The organism is Tardiphaga sp. P9-11 (genome assembly GCF_008329525.1).
Lineage (GTDB): Bacteria > Pseudomonadota > Alphaproteobacteria > Rhizobiales > Xanthobacteraceae > Tardiphaga.
The window spans coordinates 1,039,051-1,059,695 of the sequence record NZ_NPKQ01000002.1 but is presented as its reverse complement, the minus strand read 5'-3'; the positions used below and the strand labels follow the sequence as shown (position 1 = coordinate 1,059,695).

General features: G+C 60.7%; 16 protein-coding genes. 11 read left to right on the top strand and 5 right to left on the bottom strand.

Translation table 11 applies throughout. The features are described 5' to 3' along the window. Window positions 1-2 precede the first annotated feature (2 nt). From CIW50_RS11360 to CIW50_RS11350, 3 genes are all read right to left on the bottom strand, one after another. Window positions 3-1,208: an ABC transporter substrate-binding protein gene (locus tag CIW50_RS11360; RefSeq protein ID WP_149531312.1), complete on the bottom strand. Its 1,206-nt coding sequence runs from the start codon at window positions 1,206-1,208 to the stop codon at window positions 3-5. 195 nt (window positions 1,209-1,403) lie between these two features. Beyond that, window positions 1,404-2,327, bottom strand: coding sequence for a response regulator transcription factor (locus tag CIW50_RS11355; protein ID WP_149531311.1), 924 nt, complete (start codon window positions 2,325-2,327; stop codon window positions 1,404-1,406). Further along, window positions 2,317-5,691, bottom strand: a complete 3,375-nt coding sequence (locus CIW50_RS11350; RefSeq protein WP_149531310.1) for a hybrid sensor histidine kinase/response regulator — start codon at window positions 5,689-5,691, stop codon at window positions 2,317-2,319. Before CIW50_RS11350 ends, CIW50_RS11355 begins: the two co-directional genes overlap by 11 nt. A 161-nt stretch (window positions 5,692-5,852) precedes the next feature. Between CIW50_RS11350 and urtA the strand changes: the two genes are divergently transcribed. The 10 genes from urtA to CIW50_RS11300 all read left to right on the top strand — a co-directional run bounded on the left by urtA (window position 5,853) and on the right by CIW50_RS11300 (window position 17,226). Further along, window positions 5,853-7,112, top strand: a complete 1,260-nt coding sequence (gene urtA / locus CIW50_RS11345; RefSeq protein WP_149531309.1) for an urea ABC transporter substrate-binding protein — start codon at window positions 5,853-5,855, stop codon at window positions 7,110-7,112. Between the two features lie 134 nt (window positions 7,113-7,246). After that, complete coding sequence (gene urtB / locus CIW50_RS11340; protein WP_149531308.1) at window positions 7,247-8,173, top strand: urea ABC transporter permease subunit UrtB; 927 nt, start codon at window positions 7,247-7,249, stop codon at window positions 8,171-8,173. Between the two features lie 36 nt (window positions 8,174-8,209). Continuing rightward, entirely contained in the window at window positions 8,210-9,355 is a 1,146-nt protein-coding gene (urtC, locus tag CIW50_RS11335) for an urea ABC transporter permease subunit UrtC (RefSeq protein ID WP_149531307.1), read from the top strand. Window positions 9,356-9,366: 11 nt separating this feature from the next. Continuing rightward, window positions 9,367-10,122 (top strand): urea ABC transporter ATP-binding protein UrtD, encoded by a 756-nt coding sequence (urtD, locus tag CIW50_RS11330; protein ID WP_149531306.1) that lies wholly within the window; start codon window positions 9,367-9,369, stop codon window positions 10,120-10,122. Between the two features lie 10 nt (window positions 10,123-10,132). Next, window positions 10,133-10,822, top strand: coding sequence for an urea ABC transporter ATP-binding subunit UrtE (gene urtE, locus CIW50_RS11325; RefSeq protein ID WP_149531305.1), 690 nt, complete (start codon window positions 10,133-10,135; stop codon window positions 10,820-10,822). 49 nt (window positions 10,823-10,871) lie between these two features. Next, complete coding sequence (fmdA, locus tag CIW50_RS11320) at window positions 10,872-12,101, top strand: formamidase (protein ID WP_149531304.1); 1,230 nt, start codon at window positions 10,872-10,874, stop codon at window positions 12,099-12,101. 78 nt (window positions 12,102-12,179) lie between these two features. Then, entirely contained in the window at window positions 12,180-12,521 is a 342-nt protein-coding gene (locus CIW50_RS11315) for an FmdB family zinc ribbon protein (protein WP_149531303.1), read from the top strand. Between the two features lie 68 nt (window positions 12,522-12,589). Next, the gene (locus tag CIW50_RS11310; protein ID WP_149531302.1) at window positions 12,590-13,429 is read left to right on the top strand and encodes an aldo/keto reductase; all 840 of its coding nucleotides are present in this window, start codon (window positions 12,590-12,592) and stop codon (window positions 13,427-13,429) included. Window positions 13,430-13,617: 188 nt separating this feature from the next. Next, on the top strand, window positions 13,618-14,568 hold the full coding sequence (locus CIW50_RS11305; protein ID WP_246664222.1) for a DMT family transporter: 951 nt from the start codon (window positions 13,618-13,620) through the stop codon (window positions 14,566-14,568). A gap of 240 nt (window positions 14,569-14,808) precedes the next feature. Further along, complete coding sequence (locus CIW50_RS11300; RefSeq protein ID WP_149531301.1) at window positions 14,809-17,226, top strand: EAL domain-containing protein; 2,418 nt, start codon at window positions 14,809-14,811, stop codon at window positions 17,224-17,226. 10 nt (window positions 17,227-17,236) lie between these two features. Here the strand turns inward: CIW50_RS11300 and CIW50_RS11295 are convergent, their stop codons facing one another. Then, window positions 17,237-17,698, bottom strand: a complete 462-nt coding sequence (locus tag CIW50_RS11295) for an Lrp/AsnC family transcriptional regulator (RefSeq protein ID WP_149531300.1) — start codon at window positions 17,696-17,698, stop codon at window positions 17,237-17,239. 152 nt (window positions 17,699-17,850) lie between these two features. On the opposite strand from CIW50_RS11295, the gene CIW50_RS11290 reads away from it, so the two are divergent. Beyond that, window positions 17,851-20,235, top strand: coding sequence for a thiamine pyrophosphate-binding protein (locus tag CIW50_RS11290; RefSeq protein ID WP_149531299.1), 2,385 nt, complete (start codon window positions 17,851-17,853; stop codon window positions 20,233-20,235). A gap of 60 nt (window positions 20,236-20,295) precedes the next feature. On the opposite strand, the gene CIW50_RS11285 is transcribed toward CIW50_RS11290, so the two are convergent. After that, window positions 20,296-20,532, bottom strand: coding sequence for an Lrp/AsnC ligand binding domain-containing protein (locus CIW50_RS11285; protein ID WP_149531298.1), 237 nt, complete (start codon window positions 20,530-20,532; stop codon window positions 20,296-20,298). Window positions 20,533-20,645 lie beyond the last annotated feature (113 nt).

Here is a 20,645-nt window from a genome sequence, read left to right as displayed (position 1 = left end):
CCTTACTTCTTCAGCAATGCGCATTTCGATTCAGAGACGGGTCGGAAGGCGTCGTCGCCCTTCACGGTCTTGATGATGTCGAGATAATCCCAAGGCTCCTTGGATTCCGACGGCTTCTTGACGCGAGCCAGATACATGTCGCGGATGACGCGGCCGTCCTCACGCAGTTTGCCTCCATGCACGAAGGTGTCCTCGATGGGCAGTTCGCGCATCTTGGCCATCACCTTGGCCGGATCGTCGGTGCCGGCGGCCTTGATGGCCTTGAGATAATGCAGGACCGAGCCATAGACGCCGGTCTGGATCATGGTCGGCATCACCTTGGTGCGGTCGAAGAATTTCTTCGACCAGGCGCGCGTCTTGTCGTCCATGTTCCAGTAGGACGCAGTGGTGAGGTAAGTGCCTTGGGCTGCGTCGAGTCCGATGGCATGCACGTCGGTGTCGAACATCAGCAGGCCGACCAGCTTCTGGCCGCCCTTGACGAGACCGAATTCGCCGGACTGCTTGATCGAATTGTCGGTGTCCTGGCCGGCATTGGCGAAAGCGACGACTTCAGCCTTCGAGTTCTGCGCCTGCAACGCGAAAGAAGAGAAGTCGGCAGTGTTGGTTGGGTGACGAACGCTGCCCAGCACGGTGCCACCGCTCGCCTTGATGAAGCGCGTTGCGTCCTGTTCAAGCTGGTTGCCGAAGGCATAGTCGGCGGTGATGAAGAACCATGACTTGCCGCCGCCGGCGACCACAGCAGAGGCTGTGACCTTTGCAAGCGCGTAGGTGTCGTAGGTGAAGTGGACCGTGTTGGGGCTGCATAGCTCATCCGTCAGCGTGCTTGCGCCTGGGCCGGACAGCAGCGCGATCTTGTTGCGATCCTTCGCCAGATTATGAACCGCGATGGCGATGGCTGAGTTCGGGATATCGACGACGGCATCGACCTTGCCAGCGTCGAACCAGTTGCGCGCGATCTGGATGCCCACATCCGACTTCATCTGGTGATCGGCACTGATGATCTCGATCGGCTTGCCGAGCACCGTCGGGCCGAATTCCTCGAGCGCCATCTTCGCGGCTTCGACGGAGCCGGGGCCGCTATTGTCGCGCCCCCAGCTTGAAAGATCGGTGAGAACGCCGATGCGAACGACGTCGTCGGAGACCTGAGCGGAGGCGGTGGATGTCCAAAGCGTGAGCGCGGCAGCGCACACCAGGAACCGGCGTGTCATGTGTTTCTCTCCCCAATGCGGCCTCGTGTCGGGCCATTCATCTCTTGTTTTTGCTAAATTAGATATTGACGAAAAAGTTTGTCAATAGCGAATTCGACAACAGCTGCGGGTTTGCATGCGCGGCCCGCCCGCGCGTGCGGTGCACTATCAAAGGAACAAGAGAGGGAGCTGAACTATCCGAATGCGATGCCGCGGCTATTGCCGCCTGTGGCTCGCATTCACCGCGATGGCCGCCGCCGCTGTGCGGTTCTCAACACCGAGCTTGGCGTAGATCTGCTCCAGATGCTTGTCGACCGTGCGTGGTGAGAGGCCGAGGATCTGCGCGATGTCGCGGTTGCTCTTGCCTTTACTCAGCCAGGACAGCACTTCGCCCTCGCGGCCGGTGAGGCCGAGCTCCTTGCTGAATTCGGCAGGGGCGGTCGGCGCGTTCTCCTTGGCGAGCCGCAGCAAGAATTCGCCGGAGCCGACTTTACCCATATATTGCAGACGCAGCAGCTCGTTGTTGGGAAAGCCTGATGACGGTGCGGGCTTTGCGCCGGGCCGCTGCATCTGCTCCAGCCATTGCAGCATCACGGGTGGCAGCAGCAATTCGTCGTCGGGGGCGGAAATGAGGTGATCGTTCAGGAGCTTCTGCGCCTGCGGCGTTGCCCACAGGATATTGCCCTTGCTGCTCACCGCGAGGAGGAAGCGCCCGGAGACATCGAGCGCGGTGCGCGCACTCTGCGTCAGCCGTGCATTGGCGAGATGCACGCGGATACGCGCCAGCATTTCCTCGATGATGATGGGCTTGGTGACGTAATCGACGCCGCCGGCCTCCAGGCCACGCACAATATGTTCGGTCTCGGAGAGGCCGGTCATGAAGATCACGGGCACGTCGCCCAGACCCGCATCGCGCTTCAGCCGGCGGCAAGTCTCGAAGCCGTCGATCCCCGGCATGACAGCATCCAGCAGGATAATATCCGGTGTGATTTGCTCGACAATGCGCATGGCGGCGGCACCGTCCATCGCCACCATCACGGTCATGCCGGCGCCGTCCAACGCATCGGTCAAGAGCCGCAATGTTTCCGGCGAGTCATCGACCACCAGCGCGACGTCGCGTTTTTTGTTATCAGTGGTCATAGGTGTACAGCGTCTTCAAGGTGGCCATGTATTGATCGAGGTCGAAGCGATCGATCAGCGAACGCATCTGCGCGACAAAGTCGGCATGTTCGGGGTGATCGTTGCCGATCTCGTCGAGCTTGAGCTGAATGGCGCGGATGTGCCCCATCTGCCCGAGGCTGATGAGCTCCTCCACATGATGCACCGGCGGGCGGGTGCCGCTATGGGGCGTCCATTGCGGCAGCGGCGCCACTTCGTCGCGTTCGTATTGCCATTCGATCTTCAGGAGTTGTCCGATCTGTTCGAGCAGCCGCGGCAGTTCGATCGGCTTCATCAGATAGCCATCATGGAATGGCTGGGCGAGCGGCGTGCCGTGGGCTTCGAGCGCGCTGGCCGAGACCATCAGGATGCGTGCGTGATGGTGGCCCGAGGAGCGCAGCTTTTCCGCGACGGTCCAGCCATCCATGCCCGCCATGGAAATATCCAGCAGGAACAGATCGGGGTGGCAATGCTGGGCGAGGCTGAGGCAAGCCTGGCCATCCGGCGCGCTGAGCAGGATGAAGCCGAGTGGCGTGAGCACCTGGCGCAGGAGATCGCGCTGCGTCGGATCGTCGTCGGTGATCAGAATGGTCTTGCGCGCGCCGTGATAGCCGTAGATCGGCGCATCCACGGGGGCGATGCGCGTGGGGTTGGTGACCTCCGATAGCAGCATCTTGACGCGGAAGGTGCTGCCGTTGCCGACCTCGCTGCTAACGCGGATGTCGCCGCCCATCACGCCCGCAAGCAGTTTGGAAATCGTGAGGCCCAGACCGGTGCCCGTGTGGGGCTGCGCGGCGCCAAGCGCGCCGCGTTCGAAGGGCGCGAAGATGCGTTCCAGATCATCGGGACGAATGCCGGGTCCGGTATCGATAATCTCGAATTCGGCGACTGGGCTGCGATAATGGATCACGAACTGCACGCTGCCTTGTTGGGTGAACTTGATGGCATTGGAGAGCAGGTTGATCAGGATCTGCCGCAGCCGCTTCTCGTCGGCATAGACCACGGTCGGCAGAATGTTCGGCCGCCGGAACACGAAGTCGATGCCCTTGGCTGCGGCCTGTAGCCGGAACATGCCGACGAGCTGATCGAGGAAGTCGGTGAGGCGCACTTCGTCGCGCGAGAGATAAAGGCGCCCCGCCTCGATCTTGGAAATATCCAGAATGCCGTCGATCAGGCCGGAGAGATGATCGGCGCTGCGTTTCACCACGCGGACCTGATCGCGCGGGCGCGTTTGCAGGCTCTCGTCCTGCTCCAGGAGCTGCGCATAGCCTGATATGGCGTTGAGCGGCGAGCGCAGTTCATGGCTCAGACCGACAACGTAGCGGCTCTTGGCGAGATTGGCGGATTCTGCGACCTCCTTGGCGCGCTGCAGCTCGGCATCGGTGCGCTTGTGCGCGTCGATTTCCTGCATCAGCAGCGTGGTCTGCCGCTTGGTCTCGGCTTCAGCGGCGCGACGGCTTTGCTTGGCCAGCACGAATAGCCATGCCACCACGCCGATGATGATCGCCAGCGCGAAGAACACTTTCCACAGCACTTCCGAGACCTGCGCGCTGTCTCCCGGCGAGGCGGCGGAGGTCTGCAGATAGATCAGTCCCAGCGTCAGGCCGACGAGGCCGGCAGCGATCATGAACACGCCAAGATAATGGCCGAGCTGCGAGTTGAGCCGGGCCAGGATCGGCTCCGGCAGCAATTTTCCGAACGTCGCCGACATCTGCGCGTCGATCCGCGCATGCGGCTTGCAGAGATCGTGGCAGCGGGCGTCGAGCGAGCAGCACAGCGAGCAGATCGGGCCGGCATAGGCCGGGCAGTGGGCCATGTCCTCGGGCTCGAACGAGTGCTCGCAGATACAGCATTGGATCGCCGCCATATTTTGCCAGGCGCGCTTCGGCTTGCGGGCAATGTAGTATTTCCCGCCTGTCGCAAAGGCGATGATCGGGGCAATCACGAGGGCAGTAACCAGAGCGACGAAGGGCGACAGTGCCTTGGCCGTGGGGCCGAACAATCCATAAAACGCGCTGACCGACATCACGGTGGCGGCCAGCATGGCGCCGACGCCGACCGGGTTGATGTCGTAGAGATGCGCGCGCTTGAACTCCATCTGCTGCGGGCGCAGTCCGAGCGGCTTGTTGATGACCAGATCGGCGACCAGCGCGCCGACCCATGCAATCGCAACGTTGGAGTAGAGCGCCAGTGTCTGCTCCAGCGCCTTGTAGACGCCGATCTCCATCAGCAGCAGCGCGACCAGAACGTTAAACACCAGCCAGACGACGCGGCCGGGATGGCTGTGGGTGAGGCGCGAGAAGAAGTTCGACCAGGCGATCGAGCCGGCATAGGCATTGGTCACGTTGATCTTGAGCTGCGACAGGATCACGAAGGTGCCGGTCAGTGCGAGCGCCAAATCTGGCTGCGACAGCACATAGCGAAACGCTTCGAGATACATATGCGCAGGCTCGGCGGCGTGTTCGGCGGAGATGCCGTGGGTCAGTGCAAAATAGGCGAGGAATGAGCCGGCCAGCAGCTTGATGGCGCCGACGATGATCCAGCCCGGGCCTGCGCAGAGTAGCGCCACCCACCAGCTCACCTTGGAGCTGCGGCGGTCGCGAGGCAGAAAGCGCAGGAAGTCGACCTGTTCGCCGATCTGCGCGACCAGCGAGAACACGACGGACGCGGCCGTGCCAAACAGCAGGAGATCGAGATGGCCAGCGGCGCTGCCGTGGTCGCCCGGAAATTTGGTCCATGCCACGAAGGAGTCGCGGCTGGAATAGGCGATGGCCGCGAAGGGCAGCAGATTTAGTACCAGCCAGATCGGCTGGGTCCAGAGCTGGAAACGGCTGATCAGCGTGATGCCGTGAGTCACCAGGGGGATGATGACCACCGCCGATATCAGGTAGCCGATAGGACGCGGAATATCGAAACACATCTCCAGCGCCGAAGCGAGAATGACGGCCTCGATGGCGAAAAAGATGAAGGTGAAAGACGCGTAGATTAGCGATGTAACAGTTGAGCCAATATAGCCGAAGCCGGCGCCGCGGGTGAGGAGGTCAATATCGATGCCGCATTTTGCGGCATGATACGCGATCGGCAATCCGCAGCAAAAAATGATGACACTGACCACCAGGATCGCCGCTGTGGCGTTGGTCATGCCGTAATTGATGGTGATGGTGCCGCCGATGGCCTCGAGGGCCAGAAACGAGATGGCGCCGAGCGCCGTATTGGCGACCCGCGCGGCGGACCAGCGCCGGGCGCTCTTCGCGGTGAAGCGGAGGGCGTAGTCCTCAAGGGTCTGGTTGGCGACCCATTGGTTGTACTGGCGTCTCACGCGGTCGATACGCTGCCGCCCTGCCACTACTTCGCTCCTGACCCTGTTCAACTACGCATATTTGCATTGCCGAAAACCTACGTCGGCATTTTGCGGTGCAGTATACGCGATCTCGCGTATCCGTGCACCGCACAAGTTCAGCAATGCTTGCCTCACCAATAGGCGTACTCGAAACCAGTGGGGTTGAAATGTCAGACGAGAAGAAACCGGGCTTGCACTCGCCATTGCGGCGTAAACTGCTGATGGGCATGGCGGCTTTGCCGGCAATGTCGTTGCTTCCGCGCACATCTTTTGCGCAGGCGCCTGCCACTTCGGCCATCAACACCACCGGCCTCGCGGTCACCGATACGGAAGTCACTGTCGGCATCCTGCATTCGGTTACCGGTACCATGGCCATCTCGGAAACCGGCTCGGTGCAGGCTGAAAAGCTAGCCATCGACCAGATCAACGCCATGGGCGGCGTGCTCGGCCGCAAGATCAAATTCATCCAGGAAGACGGTGCCTCGGACTGGCCGACTTTCGCCGAAAAGGCCAAAAAGCTGCTGGTCAACGACAAGGTCGCCGCCATCATGGGCTGCTGGACCTCGGCCTCCCGCAAGGCGGTGCTGCCGGTCATGGAGCAGTACAACGGCATGCTGTACTACCCGACCTTCTATGAAGGCCTCGAGCAGTCCAAGAACGTGATCTACACCGGTCAGGAAGCCACCCAACAGATCCTCGCCGGCCTCGACTGGGTCTCCAAGACGAAGAACGGCAAGAGCTACTATCTGATCGGCTCGGACTATATCTGGCCACGCACGTCAATGAAGATTGCCCGCAAGCACATCGAGGGCAAGCTCGGTGGCAAGGTCGCAGGCGAAGAATACTTCCCGCTCGGCCACACCCAGTTCAACTCGGTCATCAACAAGATCAAGTTGACCAAGCCGGATGTGATCTATGCCGCAGTCGTCGGCGGCTCCAACGTCGCCTTCTACAAGCAGCTCAAGGCAGCGGGCATCGATCTGTCGAAGCAGACCATGCTGACCATCTCGGTCACTGAGGATGAAATCGACGGTATCGGCGGCGAGAACATCGCGGGCGCCTATGCCTGTATGAAGTACTTCCAATCGCTCGATAATCCGAACAACAAGGAATTCGTCGCCGCCTTCAAGAAGATGTGGGGTGAGAAGACCGTGATCGGCGACGTGACGCAGGCTGCCTATCTCGGCCCGTGGCTATGGAAAATGACCGTCGAAAAAGCCGGATCCTTCGATATCGACAAGATCGCTGCGGCTTCCGCCGGCATCGAATTCACCAAGGCCCCGGAAGGCTACGTCAAGATCCATCCGAACCACCATCTGTGGTCGAAGGCCCGCGTCGGTCAGGCCCAGCTCGATGGCCAGTTCAAGGTGGTCTACGAGACGCCCGAACTGATCGAGCCGGATCCGTTCCCCAAGGGCTATCAGTAAGCCTTCCTCCCCGAGTGCGGCGTGATCGCCGCGCTCCACCTCTCCCTGGCGCGGACGACCTATCCGCGCACGACAACCCCGCGTCGCGTCTCATCGCGCGGCGCGGGACCCTTTCCCTGACGGAGGACGGATCGATGTTCGGCGACTATTCGATTGGCGACCTTGGCGCCATCTTCGCAATGCAGGGCTTTGCCGGCCTGATCCTGTTTTCGGTCTATGTGCTGATGGCGCTCGGCCTGGCGATCATCTTCGGCCAGATGGGCGTCATCAACATGGCCCATGGCGAATTCATGATCCTCGGCGCCTACGTCACCTGGATGACGTCGAGTTTCTTCCAGTCGCATCTGCCGTCGCTGTTCTCGGGCTACTTCTTTGTCGCCATGATCCTCGCCTTCATCGCCTCCGGTGCGCTGGGGATGCTCGTCGAATGGGCGCTCATACGACATCTCTACAAACGCCCGCTCGACACGCTGCTTGCCACATGGGGCCTCAGCCTGATCCTTCAGCAGGCCTATCGCTCGGTGTTCGGTGCCCGTGAAGTCGGCGTCGAACTGCCGCAATGGATGATGGGCTCCAAGCAGGTGACCGATACGATCGAAGTACCGATCAACGGCATCTTCGTGATGTGCCTAACGCTAGCGATCACCGTGGTCGTCGCCTGGATCATGTATAAATCTCGTTGGGGCAAGCAGGTTCGTGCTGTGGTGCAGAACCGCGTGATGGCCGGCGCCGTCGGTATCAATACCGAGAAGGTCGACCGCTACACTTTCGGCCTCGGCTGCGGCATTGCCGGGATCGCCGGCTCCGCCTTCACCATGATCGGCTCGACCGGGCCGACCTCAGGCCAGCTCTATATCGTCGATACGTTCCTCGTCGTGGTGTTCGGCGGCGCCGCCAGCCTGTTCGGGACCATTGCCTCGGCCTTCACCATCTCCCAGGCGCAGTCGACTATGGAGTTCTTCATGTCCGGCTCGATGGCCAAGGTGCTGACGCTGCTCACCATCGTCGCGATCCTGATGATCCGGCCGCAGGGCCTGTTCGCCCTCAAGGTCCGCAAGTAAGCGCGCGCAGTACAGAAAGAGCAGGGCATACGCATCATGATCAATTCTCGCTTCTTCAACCGCTCGGAGCTGATCGGTTTCCTGTCGCTGCTGTTGCTGCTCGCGGTGATCCTGCCGTTTTTTCTCGACACGTTTCGTCTCAACCTGGTCGCCAAATATCTGACCTATGCCTTCGTCGCGCTCGGCCTCGTGATGTGCTGGGGCTATGGCGGCATTCTCAGCCTCGGCCAGGGTGTGTTTTTCGGCCTTGGCGGCTACTGCATGGCGATGTTTCTCAAGCTGGAAGCCTCCAGCGTCGCCAACACCAAGATCCAGTCGACTCCCGGCATTCCGGATTTCATGGACTGGAACCAGATCACGGCGCTGCCGATGTTCTGGAAGCCGTTCCACTCGCTGCCGTTGACCATCATCGCCATTCTGTTGGTTCCGACACTGCTCGCTTTCATCATCGGTGCCGCGATGTTCAAACGCCGTGTCGGCGGCGTCTATTTCGCCATCATCACGCAAGCGATCGCCGCAATCGCGACCATCCTGATCATTGGCCAGCAGGGCTATACCGGCGGCATCAACGGCATGACCGATCTCCGCACGCTGAACGGCTGGGACATCCGCACCGATCACGCCAAGGTCATCCTCTACTTCTTCGAAGTGTTCGTGCTGTTCGCCTGCATCATCACGGCGCAGTTCATCCGGCTGACCAAGCTGGGCCGCATCCTGGTGGCGATGCGTGAGCAGGAGGATCGCGTGCGCTTCTCCGGCTACAGCGTGGCCAATTTCAAGATATTCGCCTTCTGCGCGGCGGCGATGTTCGCGTCGATCGGTGGCGCGATGTTCACGCTGCAGATCGGGTTCATGTCGCCGTCCTTCGTCGGCATCGTACCGTCCATCGAAATGGTGATCTACACCGCGGTCGGTGGCCGGATGTCAATCTTCGGCGCGGTCTACGGCACGTTGCTCGTGAACTACGCCAAGACCATGCTGTCGGAATCCTTCCCCGAATTGTGGCTGTTCGGCCTCGGCGGTCTGTTCATCGCCGTGGTGTTGTTCTTCCCCAGCGGCCTGTCTGGCATCTGGCGCGACCACGTGGCGCGACACATCGACCGTCTGATCGCCATGCGCTCTGAAAAATCAAAGAGGGCCTGGGCCATCAAATCCGCCGCCGACGGCGCGCCAGCAGAGTAAGGGGACACGTCATGCTCGTCGGTCATCAGCCCAAGGAATTCCTGCTCGCGGTCGAGGGGCTCACCGTCTCCTTCGATGGCTTCAAGGCAGTCAACGATCTCTCTTTCTATGTCGAGGAGAACGAGATTCGCGTCATCATCGGCCCCAACGGCGCCGGCAAGACCACGGTGCTCGACCTGATCTGCGGCAAGACCAAAGCCACGTCAGGCTCGGTGCAGTTCCGCGGCAAGGAGCTCACCAAACTGAAGGAAAACCAGATCGTGCAGGCCGGCGTCGGCCGCAAGTTCCAGACACCGTCTGTCTATGACGATCTCACGGTGTTCGAGAATCTGGAGATCTCCTATCCGCGCGGTCGCTCTGTGTTCGGCTCGCTGATGTTCAAGCGGGACGCCGCGGTGCGCGAGCGCGTCGAGGAGGTCGCCGAGATGATCTTCCTCAAGGATCGTCTCAACATGTACGCCGATGTGCTCTCGCACGGTCAGAAGCAGTGGCTCGAGATCGGCATGCTGCTAATCCAGGACCCGGATCTCCTGATGCTCGATGAGCCCGTCGCTGGCATGAGTGTCAGTGAGCGGGGCAAGACTGCAGAGCTGCTCAATACCATCATCAAAAACCGTTCGGTGCTGGTAATCGAACACGACATGAAATTCGTCGAGGACATCGCCCACAAGGTGACCGTGCTGCATCAGGGACAGATCCTGTCCGAAGGCACCATGGAGAAGGTCCAGAACGATCCCAAGGTCATTGAAGTCTATCTGGGTCATTGAGGAGATCACCATGCTCGCGATCAACGATCTCCACGTCGCTTACGGCCAGAGCGAGGTCCTGCATGGCCTGAATGTGCAAGTGCAGCCCAACGAAATCGTGGCCATCATGGGCCGCAACGGTATGGGTAAGACCACGTTGATGAAATCGCTGATGGGCATCGTGCCGACCAAGTCGGGCTCGGTGACCATGGAGGGCAAGGAGCTCGGCGCGCTGAAGAGCTATGAACGCGTCGCGCACGGCCTCGCATATGTGCCGCAAGGCCGCATGATCTTCTCCCATATGACGGTGAAGGAGAATATCGAGACCGGCCTCGTCGCTTCCGGCGAGAAGGAAGTGCCTGGCGATCTCTACGAGCTGTTTCCGGTGCTGCTCGAAATGAAAGGTCGTCGCGGCGGCAACCTGTCAGGTGGTCAGCAGCAGCAACTCGCCATCGCGCGTGCGCTTGCGACCAAGCCGAAGGTGTTGTTGCTCGATGAACCCACCGAAGGCATTCAGCCGTCGATCATCAAGGACATGGCCCGCACGCTGAAGCACATCCGCGACACCAAGGGTCTGTCGATCATCGTTTCCGAACAGGTTCTGAGCTTCGCGCTCGATGTCGCTGATCGCGTCCTCGTTATCGAGAACGGCGAAATCGTTCGCGACGAAGCGCGCGAAGGGATCGATGCCGCGCAGATCGCGAAGTACCTGTCCGTCTAACCAGCCTTACGTTCAACCACCAAGACCAGTAACCGAAGGGGAGCATTGAATGCCAGATACACTGATCAAGGTCGACCTCACGCAATCGGCCTACGACAACGACATGATTCACAATCGCTGGCATTCTGACATTCCCATGGTGGCATGGGTCAATCCGGGCGATGACTTCATCGTCGAGACCTATGACTGGACCGGCGGCTTCATCAAGAACAACGACAGCGCCGATGACGTGCGCGATATCGATCTGTCGATCGTGCATTTCCTGTCGGGCCCGATCGGGGTCAAGGGCGCCGAGCCCGGAGATCTCCTCGTCGTCGACCTGCTCGATGTCGGCCCGATGAAGGACGCGCTGTGGGGGTTCAACGGCTTCTTCTCGAAACAGAATGGCGGCGGCTTCCTGACCGATCACTTCCCGGAAGCGCAGAAGTCGATCTGGGACTTCAAGGGCATGTACACCTCGTCGCGCCATATCCCCGGCGTGAACTTCGCAGGCCTGATCCATCCCGGCCTGATCGGCTGTCTGCCCGATCCGAAATTGCTCGCTACCTGGAACGAGCGCGAGACCGCGCTGATTGCCACCAATCCGGAGCGCGTGCCCGGTCTCGCCAATCCCCCGTTCGGCCCGACCGCGCATATGGGCCGGCTGAAGGGTGAGGCGAAGGAGAAGGCTGCAGCCGAAGGTGCACGCACGGTGCCGCCGCGCGAACACGGCGGCAATTGCGACATCAAGGATCTGTCGCGTGGCTCGAAGGTCTATTTCCCGGTCTATGTCCCCGGCGGAGGTCTCTCCATGGGCGACCTGCACTTCTCGCAGGGCGACGGCGAAATCACTTTCTGCGGCGCCATTGAAATGGCGGGCTGGCTGCACATCAAGGTTGATATCATCAAGGACGGCGTGTCGAAATACGGCATCAAGAATCCGGTGTTCAAGCCGTCACCGATGACGCCGAACTACAACGACTTCCTGATCTTTGAAGGCATCTCGGTCGATGAGCAGGGCAAGCAGCATTACCTCGACGTCCATATCGCCTATCGTCAGGCCTGCTTGAATGCCATCGAGTATCTGAAGAAGTTCGGCTACTCCGGTGCGCAAGCCTATTCGATCCTCGGCACCGCGCCGGTGCAGGGCCACATCTCGGGCGTCGTCGACGTGCCCAATGCCTGCGCCACGCTGTGGCTGCCGACACAGATCTTCGACTTCGACATCAACCCGTCATCGGCCGGACCGATCAAGCACATCAAGGGCGACATCCAGATGCCGCTCTCGCCGGACAAGTAACGCGGTTAACTCGGCTGCGGGGCAGAAGTCACGGCCCCGCAGCCATCCTTTTCTGATGTCGAACGAGAGTGATGCGCTATGCCGGTCTATGAATATCTCTGCAACGATTGCGGCCCGTTCACTGACATGCGGCCGATGGCGGAATGTGATGATCCGCAGGATTGTCCGCATTGCGCGACGCAGGCGCCGCGGGTGATCCTCACCGCGCCGGCGTTCTTCTGCATGCCCTCCGACAAGCGCAAGGCCCACGCCACCAACGAGCGCAGCCGCAATGCGCCGAAGACATCGGCGGAGTACAAGGCATCGCACGGGGCCGGTTGCGGCTGCTGTTCCGGCAAGAAGCCGTCACGGTTGGTGAAGCAGACCCGCTCCGGCGCCAAGAGCTTCCCGACCGCGCGGCCGTGGATGATCAGTCACTGACTCCTCTGAATTGATGCGCTAGAGTCCACTCCCGTGCGCCAGGTTCCACGGGAGGCGGAGGCGCGACCATGCGACACAATCCATTCGGCCACACCACGCGCGACGTGTCCGTGATCGGCCAGGGCACGTGGTATATTGACCAGGGTGACCGCTCTTCTGCCGTCTCCGCCCTCCGCGCCGGCCTCGATGCCGGCATGAGCCATATCGATACCGCCGAAATGTATGGCGACGCTGAGTTCGTGATTGCAGAGGCCATCGCCGGCCGTCGCGACGAGGTGTTTCTGGTCTCCAAGGTGCTGCCGAGCAACGCGTCGCGGAAGGGCACTATCGCCGCTTGCGAGCGCTCGCTGAAGCGGCTGGGGACCGACCGGCTCGATTGCTATCTGCTGCACTGGCGCGGTCAGGTCTCGCTTGCCGAGACTGTCGCCGCCTTCGAGGAACTGAAAGCCGCCGGCAAGATTGCCTCCTGGGGCGTCAGCAATTTCGATGTCGACGATCTCAACGAGCTGTCGAAATTGGCGGGCAAGGGCGCTATTGCCTGCAATCAGGTGCTCTATCATCTGCAGGAGCGCGCCATCGAACACCGCGTAATCCCGTGGTGCGAGAGCCATGGCGTCGCCGTCGTGGCCTATTCGCCGTTCGGTCATAATGATTTCCCGTCAATGCGTTCGCCGGGCGGCAAAGTCTTGCAGCAGATCGCGGAAGCCCATCACGCCACGCCGCGGCAGGTGGCGCTGGCATTCCTGATCCGTCAGCCAACGGTCTTCGCAATTCCGAAGGCGTCTTCGGCGGCCCATGCCGCGGACAACGCGGTGGCGAGTGCATTGACGCTCGGCGCAGCCGAACTGGCCGATATCGAAAACGCATTCCCGCGTGGCCGGGAGCCTTCCAGCCTACCCATGTTGTAGGGTGTGCGGCAAAAGCGATGCTGCGCCGCACTCTGGCCAGCCGAGGTGTCAGCCGGCATAGACTTTTTGCCTGCGTGCATATCCGTGTCCTGATATAGGCAGTTGTCCCGGCATCGTGATCGTCGTTGTCTGAGCTCTATTCGATTCGGCTCGCATGCCTTGATGAGCCTGCATATTGGTCCCCGCTTGTGACAAGCCATGTTCCCCCGCCGACGACTGCTACCCCCGCTCTGGCGCATCGCCATACCGACCGCCCATTTCGCGGCATCGCGCTGATCATTTTTTCGACGATATTCCTCGCCTCGTCGGATGCGATGGCCAAGTATCTGACCAAGAGCTTGCCGGCTGCAGAGATCGCCTGGATCCGCTTTCTCGTGTTTTTGCTGATCATGGGACCCATGGTGTTGGCAGCGGGCAAGCCGAACGCGATGCGATCCACGCGCCCGCTGGTCCAGGTGTTTCGCGGGTTGGCGCTGCTGTCGTCGTCGATCTTCTTCATCGTTGGGCTCGGCCATCTACCAATTGCAGAAGCTGCAGCGACCGCTTTCATCGCGCCGGTATTCGTCACTGGTCTGTCGATGGTCTTTCTCGGCGAGAAGGTCGGCATGCGGCGATGGGCGGCAACCATGATGGGCCTTTTCGGCGTGCTCGTCGTCGTTCGGCCTGGCACTGCGGCGTTCGATCCCGCGGCGATCTTTCCGATCTTGTCGGCGCTCGGCTGGGCCGTGGCATTGGTGTTGACGCGCAAAATCAGCGGTGCCGATCGTGAAATCACTACGATGGCTTTCACCGCACTTGTCGGCTTTCTGGTGATGAGCGTGGTCGTGCCGTTCTATTGGATCATGCCGAACACGACGCAGATCATGCTGGGCGTCGGCATCGGCGTCGCAGCAACAGTCGGCCACTGGATCGTTGTCCTCGCCTTCCGCTACGCAGACGCATCGGTGCTGGCGCCGTTCTCCTATATTCAGCTGGTGTGGGTGACGCTGATCGGCTTCTTCATCTTCGGTGAAGTTCCCGATGCCGTGACCTTTACGGGCGCTGCGATCATCATTGCGTCAGGCGTCTACACCGCGCATCGCGAGCGTGTGCGCCGCGCGCAGATCAGCGTACCTGCGGAACCTTATCCGAGCGTGTGACCGCGATTACTTGCGAACGAAACAGGTCGTCCCCATCGCGATTTTCCATGAGTGCTTGCGGCAGGGACATCCGAGTATGTTGTATATTTTTCCGCAACGTGGACGATGATACCAAGCATATTTCCGGCTTTATCGCGGCTTAAGAAGGAAGCATTTCATCGCACGTTTTGCGTGAGTTTTAAACAATCCGAAACTAGCGCGCGTCATGCTCCCTGAATCTCGTCATATGCCGGTGCCCTTATGCTACGAGTCTGGAATTGCATCGAATTGCAGCATGACTGGCGGCAGGTTTTGCTGGCGGCTGCGGTATGCTTTCTCACCAGCTTCGCTGCAGTCCATCTTTTCACACGTGCGCGCACGGCATCATCCGACACGCGGCTGGCTTGGCTGATGACCGCCGGCTTCGTCACCGGCTGCGGCATATGGGCGACACACTTTATTGCGATGCTGGCTTATACGCCGGGCTTTGCGATCAGCTACGATCTGATCATCACGGCGTGTTCGCTGGTGGCGGCGACGGTGATGACCACTGCAGGCTTTGCGGTAGCGCTATTCAAGGATACGCGGCAGGGAGCACTGACCGGTGGATCGCTGATCGGAATCGGTATCGCCTGCATGCACTATATGGGCATGGCGTCGCTGCGGATTCCCGCCACCATTGTCTGGCTGCCGGATCTGGTGCTGGCATCGATCCTGTTCGGCGTGCTGCTTGGTGCGGCTGCCGTGCTCGTCGCGCAGCGCAGCGATGGTCCGGTCAAGGTTCTCCTTGCAGCGCTGCTCCTGACCCTGGCCATCAGCGTCCATCACTTTGTGGCGATGGGCGCTGTCGATCTTGTCTACCGAGCTGAGGCGGCGGCCAGCGGCAGTTTGCTGTCGCCGATCGAATTGTCGCTGGCGATCGCGGCCTTCACGGCCGCGATCGTCATTGCAGGCCTCATCGTTGCTGTCTCGGACCACCGCACCCGCCGCAGCATGAGCGAGCGCAATTTGCAGCTCGATGCGGCGCTCAACAATATGGGGCAGGGCCTGTGCATGTATGATGCGCAGGGCCGGCTGGAGCTTTGGAACGACAGTTATGTGCGCATGTATCGCATCCCGCCCGAGGCGATGTCGCTCGGTGCCACTATGGACGAAGTGGTCACGCTGCGCGGCAAGGCCGGCATGCTGTTCGTCGATCAGGACCGCTATGACGAGCAACTGAAGGTGGCTATCGCCGAGCGCAAGCCGGCGAGCCAAACCGCCGAACTCCCTGACGGCCGCAGCATTAATGTGCGCTATCGTCCGATGGACAATGGCGGCTGGGTGGTCACCCACGCCGATATCACCGAGCGCAAGCTAACCGAGGCGCGCATGGTGCATCTGGCGCGCCACGATCCGATCACTGATCTGCCGAACCGTGTCGCTTTTAACGAGCATCTCACCCGTGTTTTCAGCGAGGCCTCGGCTGGACATGGCTCGTTTGCCATCGCGCGGATCGATATCGACCGCTTCAGGGAGATAAATGACTTATACGGCCAGGCCACGGGCGACGCCGTACTGGCCCAGCTGGCAAAGCGGTTGGCGCAAGCCTGCAACGGTGCATTTCTGGCACGGCCGAGTGGCGATGTCTTCTCGATCGTGTCTCATCTCGGTGCGGAGCCGCAGACAGCGGAAGATCTCTGCGCGCGGTTGTCGAGCATTCTCGATAATACGTTTCAGATCGACAGCCAGCACATCAATGTTCGCTGTAGTATCGGCATCTCGGTCTATCCGCAGGACGGGCAGGATATCGAAGCTCTTATTGCGCATGCGGATCTGGCGCTCGATCGCGCCAAGGCCGAGGAACGCGGGACCATCCGCTTCTTCGAGGCTGCTATGGATCAGCACATCCGCGAGAAGCGGCTGTTGCAACGTGATCTCGTGGTCGCAATCGAGAACAAACAATTCCAACTTTATTTTCAGCCGCAGGCGACTACCGACGGCCCTGTCGTTGCCTTCGAGGTTCTGCTGCGCTGGCGACATCCCGAACGGGGTATGATCTCGCCGACAGTGTTCATCCCGCTGGCGGAGGAGACCGGCCTGATAGGCGCTATCGACGAATGGGTTGTGCGCGAGGCCTGTCGCGAGGCGGCGACCTGGGTCAATCCACTGTCGATCGCCATCAACCTGTCGCCGGTTAACTTTCGGCGCGGCGATGTACCGTGGATGCTCGCCGCCATTCTGGCGGAAACCGGTCTCAGTCCAAAGCGTGTCGAGATCGAAATCACCGAAGGCGTGCTGATCGACGATTTCGCTGGCGCCATCGCGATCCTGCACGCCGTCAAGGAACTGGGCGTTCGCGTCGCCATGGATGATTTCGGCACGGGTTATTCGAGCCTGAGCTATCTGCAGGCCTTCCCCTTCGACAAGATCAAGATCGACCAGACCTTCGTGGCCAAGCTCGAGGACAATCCGCAGTCCGCGGCTATTGTCCACGCCATCATCGGGCTCGGTCGCTCGTTGAAGCTTCCGGTGATCGCCGAGGGCGTCGAGACCGTCGCCCAACTGTCGTTTCTTGCGAGTGAAGGCTGTGCGGAGATCCAGGGCTTCCTGATCGGCCGGCCGCAGCCGATTGCGCACTACCAGAGTATCGTCAGCGCCCTTGGTGGTACTGCCGCCGCCGTGAAGCTAGCCAGCTAGCTCTGGGCCCTCACACCGGCAGGGCAATCGAATACTTCACCTGGCTGAGCGCGAAGCTCGACTCGATCGAGGCGATGCCGTCGAGCCGGGTCAGCTTGTTCTTCAGGAATGCCTCGTAGGATGACAGGTCTGCCGCGACGACGCGCAGGAGATAGTCGCGATTGCCGGTCATCAGGTAGCACTCCAGCACTTCCTCCCATTTCGAGATCGCCTTGGCGAAACGATTGAGGTCTTCCTCTTTCTGCCTGACAAGCTTGATGGAGATGAAGACGCTGACCGGAAGCCCGATCTCCTTCTGGTCCACCAGCGCCATGTAGCGCGTGATGACGCCACGTTCTTCCAGCAGTTTCACCCTGCGATGACAGGGCGAGATCGAGAGCCCGACTTTCTCGGCGAGCTCCTGCATGGTGATACGGCTGTCAATCTGCAGCGCGGCGAGGATTCTGCGGTCAATCGCGTCGAGTGCTGACATTGGTAAAATTCCATGAATTATGGACTTGCACCATCTGTTTATCCCAATATCGCCCTGGTTGTCGCGAGGAATTGAGAAAATCACTTTGGGCCGCCTGATAGAATGGCGGCCTAATTACGAACCAGCACAGCTGGCCGACGCGGGAGCTCACCATGCCGATCGATCACAACCGCCTTCAGACCCTGACCGCATTGGCGCGCAAGGTGCTCTGGCTCTCGTCATGGACCATCCACAACGCCAACCACATCCGTCCCAACACCGACGGGCTCAAGGTCGGCGGCCATCAGGCCTCGTCGGCGTCGCTGGCAACGATCATGTCGGCACTGTATTTTTCCGTGCTGAAGCCGGAAGATCGCGTCGCGGTGAAGCCGCATGCGAGCCCGGTGTTTCACGCCATCCAGTATCTGTTCGGCAACCAGACGCGCGAGAAGCTCGAGAACTTTCGAGGCTTCAAAGGCGCGCAGAGCTATCCATCGCGCACCAAGGATATCGACGATGTCGATTTCTCCACCGGCTCGGTCGGCCTTGGTGTCGCGCAGACATTGTTCTCGTCACTGGTGCAGGATTACGTCTCGGCTCATGGCTGGATGAAGGACCGCCGTGAGGGCCGCATGATCGCGCTGGTGGGAGACGCCGAGATGGACGAGGGCAACATCTTCGAAGCCTTGCTCGAAGGCTGGAAGCATGGGTTGCGCAACACCTGGTGGATCGTCGACTATAACAGACAAAGCCTCGATGCCGTTGTGCGCGAAGGCCTCTGGGAAAAGTTCGAATCCATGTTCCGTAATTTCGGCTGGGACGTGGTCATCGTGAAGTATGGCCGGTTGATGGACGCGGCCTTTGACGAACCGGGTGGCGAAGCGCTGAAGACCTGGATCGACAACTGTCCGAACCAGATCTATTCGGCGCTGTGTTTCCAGGGCGGCGCAGCCTTCCGCAAGCGACTCAATGATGAGATCGGCGATCAAGGCCCGGTGTCGCGGCTGATCGAGGCACGCAACGACGAGGAATTGCTGGCGTTGATGTCCAATCTGGGCGGACATGACATGGCCAGCATGATCGAAGCCTTCGAGGCGATCGATCACGATCGTCCAGTGTGTTTCATCGCCTACACCATCAAGGGCGTTGGCCTGCCGTTCCAGGGCCACAAGGACAACCATGCCGGCCTCATGACGCCGACGCAGATGGAGACCTGGCGCGCGGCGCAGAACATCCGGCCCGGCCATGAGTGGGACAAGTATGAAGGCCTGACGCAGGACGCTGCGCAGCTCGATGCGTTCCTGAAGGACGTGCCCTTCGTGCAGCAGGGCACGCGACGCCTGAGCGCTGATCTGATCGACGTTCCCGTGCATCTGTCGTTCAAGTCATCGCCGGCGATGTCCACGCAACAGGGCTTCGGCCTCGTTCTGCACGAACTGGCACGCGGCGACACCGAGCTGGCGTCGCGCATCGTGACCGCGTCGCCCGATGTTACCGTCTCGACGAATCTCGGCGCCTGGGTCAATCGCCGCGGGCTGTTCGCTCGCGCGGAGAAGGCGGATCACTTCCGCAGCGAGAAGATCCCGTCCACCTTCAACTGGGATTTCTCACCGAAGGGCCAGCACATCGAACTCGGCATTGCCGAGAGCAATCTTTTCATCCTGATGTCGGCCTTGGGCTTGTCGAGCAGCGTCAACGGCACGCGGCTGCTGCCGATCGCGACACTGTACGATCCTTTCATCAGCCGCGCGCTCGATCAGCTCAACTATGCCTGCTATCAGGACGCCCGTTTCATGGTGGCAGCGACGCCGTCGGGCATCACGCTGGCGCCGGAAGGCGGCGCGCATCAGTCGATAGCGACGCCGCTGATCGGTATGGCGCAGGACGGACTCGCATCGTTCGAACCGGCTTTCGTCGACGAACTTGCGGTCATCATGGGCTGGGGCTTCCAGCACATGCAGCGCGAGGCGGGCACTGATGACGTCGGCCAGCACGCCGGCGGCTCGGTCTATCTGCGACTGTCCACGCGGACTATCGAGCAGCCGCAGCGGATGATGACGCCGGAATTGCAGCAAGGCATTACCGACGGCGCGTACTGGCTGCGCAAGCCGGGCGCCAATTGCGATCTGGTGATTGCCTATGCCGGCACGCTGGCGCCGGAAGCGATCGAGGCCACGGGATTGCTCGGCGACAGCCACCGCGACATCGGCCTGCTGGCGATCACCTCGGCGGATCGTCTCCATGCCGGTTGGACATCAGCGCGAAAAATCCGCCGCGACAGGCGCAACCCGCAGCATCTGAGCCACATCGAGAAGCTCTTGCAGCCGCTGCCGCGTGATTGCGGCATCGTCACCGTGCTCGACGGGCATCCGGCGACCCTAGGCTGGATCGGCAGCGTCTGCGGTCATCGCATGGAAGCGCTGGGCGTCGAGCAGTTCGGCCAGACCGGCACCATCGACGATCTCTATCGCCATCACGGCATCGACGCGAATGCGATCGTCGACGCGGCGGAAGGGCTGAGCGGCGTTCCGGTCTTACACCGGAAGATGGCAGTGTAGTTCTCTTAACCCCTCTCCCACCCTTTGCGGGGAGAGGAAGCCCATCGACGGCGCTCCGCCTCAAAACGCCTTGAACGTAATGATCGTATGCGTGTCCTGGATGCCCGGGATGGTCTGTACTTTCTCGCTCACGAAATGGCCGATGTCGATGGCGTTATCGACATAGAATTTCACCAGCAGGTCGTAGTGGCCGGCGGTGGAATAGATCTCCGAGGCGATTTCGGCTTCGGCCAGCGCGTTGGCGACGGCGTAGGATTGGCCAAGCTTGCACTTGAACTGGACAAAGAAGGGGACCATCGGGATTCTCCGGAAACGGGCTATTTTATTGATCATCAAGCCCAAAACAGGGGGCGGCGCAAGCCGCCAGCATGTCGCCACCTTGTCGGTCCGGCAATAGAGGGCTAGGACTG

Bases quoted from the DNA above. Each gene is read 5' to 3' on its own strand.
- CIW50_RS11360 (WP_149531312.1), bottom strand. From the start codon at position 1,208: ATGACACGCCGGTTCCTGGTGTGCGCTGCCGCGCTCACGCTTTGGACA.
- CIW50_RS11355 (WP_149531311.1), bottom strand. From the start codon at position 2,327: ATGACCACTGATAACAAAAAACGCGACGTCGCGCTGGTGGTCGATGAC.
- urtA (WP_149531309.1), top strand. From the start codon at position 5,853: ATGTCAGACGAGAAGAAACCGGGCTTGCACTCGCCATTGCGGCGTAAA.
- urtB (WP_149531308.1), top strand. From the start codon at position 7,247: ATGTTCGGCGACTATTCGATTGGCGACCTTGGCGCCATCTTCGCAATG.
- urtC (WP_149531307.1), top strand. From the start codon at position 8,210: ATGATCAATTCTCGCTTCTTCAACCGCTCGGAGCTGATCGGTTTCCTG.
- urtD (WP_149531306.1), top strand. From the start codon at position 9,367: ATGCTCGTCGGTCATCAGCCCAAGGAATTCCTGCTCGCGGTCGAGGGG.
- urtE (WP_149531305.1), top strand. From the start codon at position 10,133: ATGCTCGCGATCAACGATCTCCACGTCGCTTACGGCCAGAGCGAGGTC.
- fmdA (WP_149531304.1), top strand. From the start codon at position 10,872: ATGCCAGATACACTGATCAAGGTCGACCTCACGCAATCGGCCTACGAC.
- CIW50_RS11315 (WP_149531303.1), top strand. From the start codon at position 12,180: ATGCCGGTCTATGAATATCTCTGCAACGATTGCGGCCCGTTCACTGAC.
- CIW50_RS11310 (WP_149531302.1), top strand. From the start codon at position 12,590: ATGCGACACAATCCATTCGGCCACACCACGCGCGACGTGTCCGTGATC.
- CIW50_RS11300 (WP_149531301.1), top strand. From the start codon at position 14,809: ATGCTACGAGTCTGGAATTGCATCGAATTGCAGCATGACTGGCGGCAG.
- CIW50_RS11295 (WP_149531300.1), bottom strand. From the start codon at position 17,698: ATGTCAGCACTCGACGCGATTGACCGCAGAATCCTCGCCGCGCTGCAG.
- CIW50_RS11290 (WP_149531299.1), top strand. From the start codon at position 17,851: ATGCCGATCGATCACAACCGCCTTCAGACCCTGACCGCATTGGCGCGC.
- CIW50_RS11285 (WP_149531298.1), bottom strand. From the start codon at position 20,532: ATGGTCCCCTTCTTTGTCCAGTTCAAGTGCAAGCTTGGCCAATCCTAC.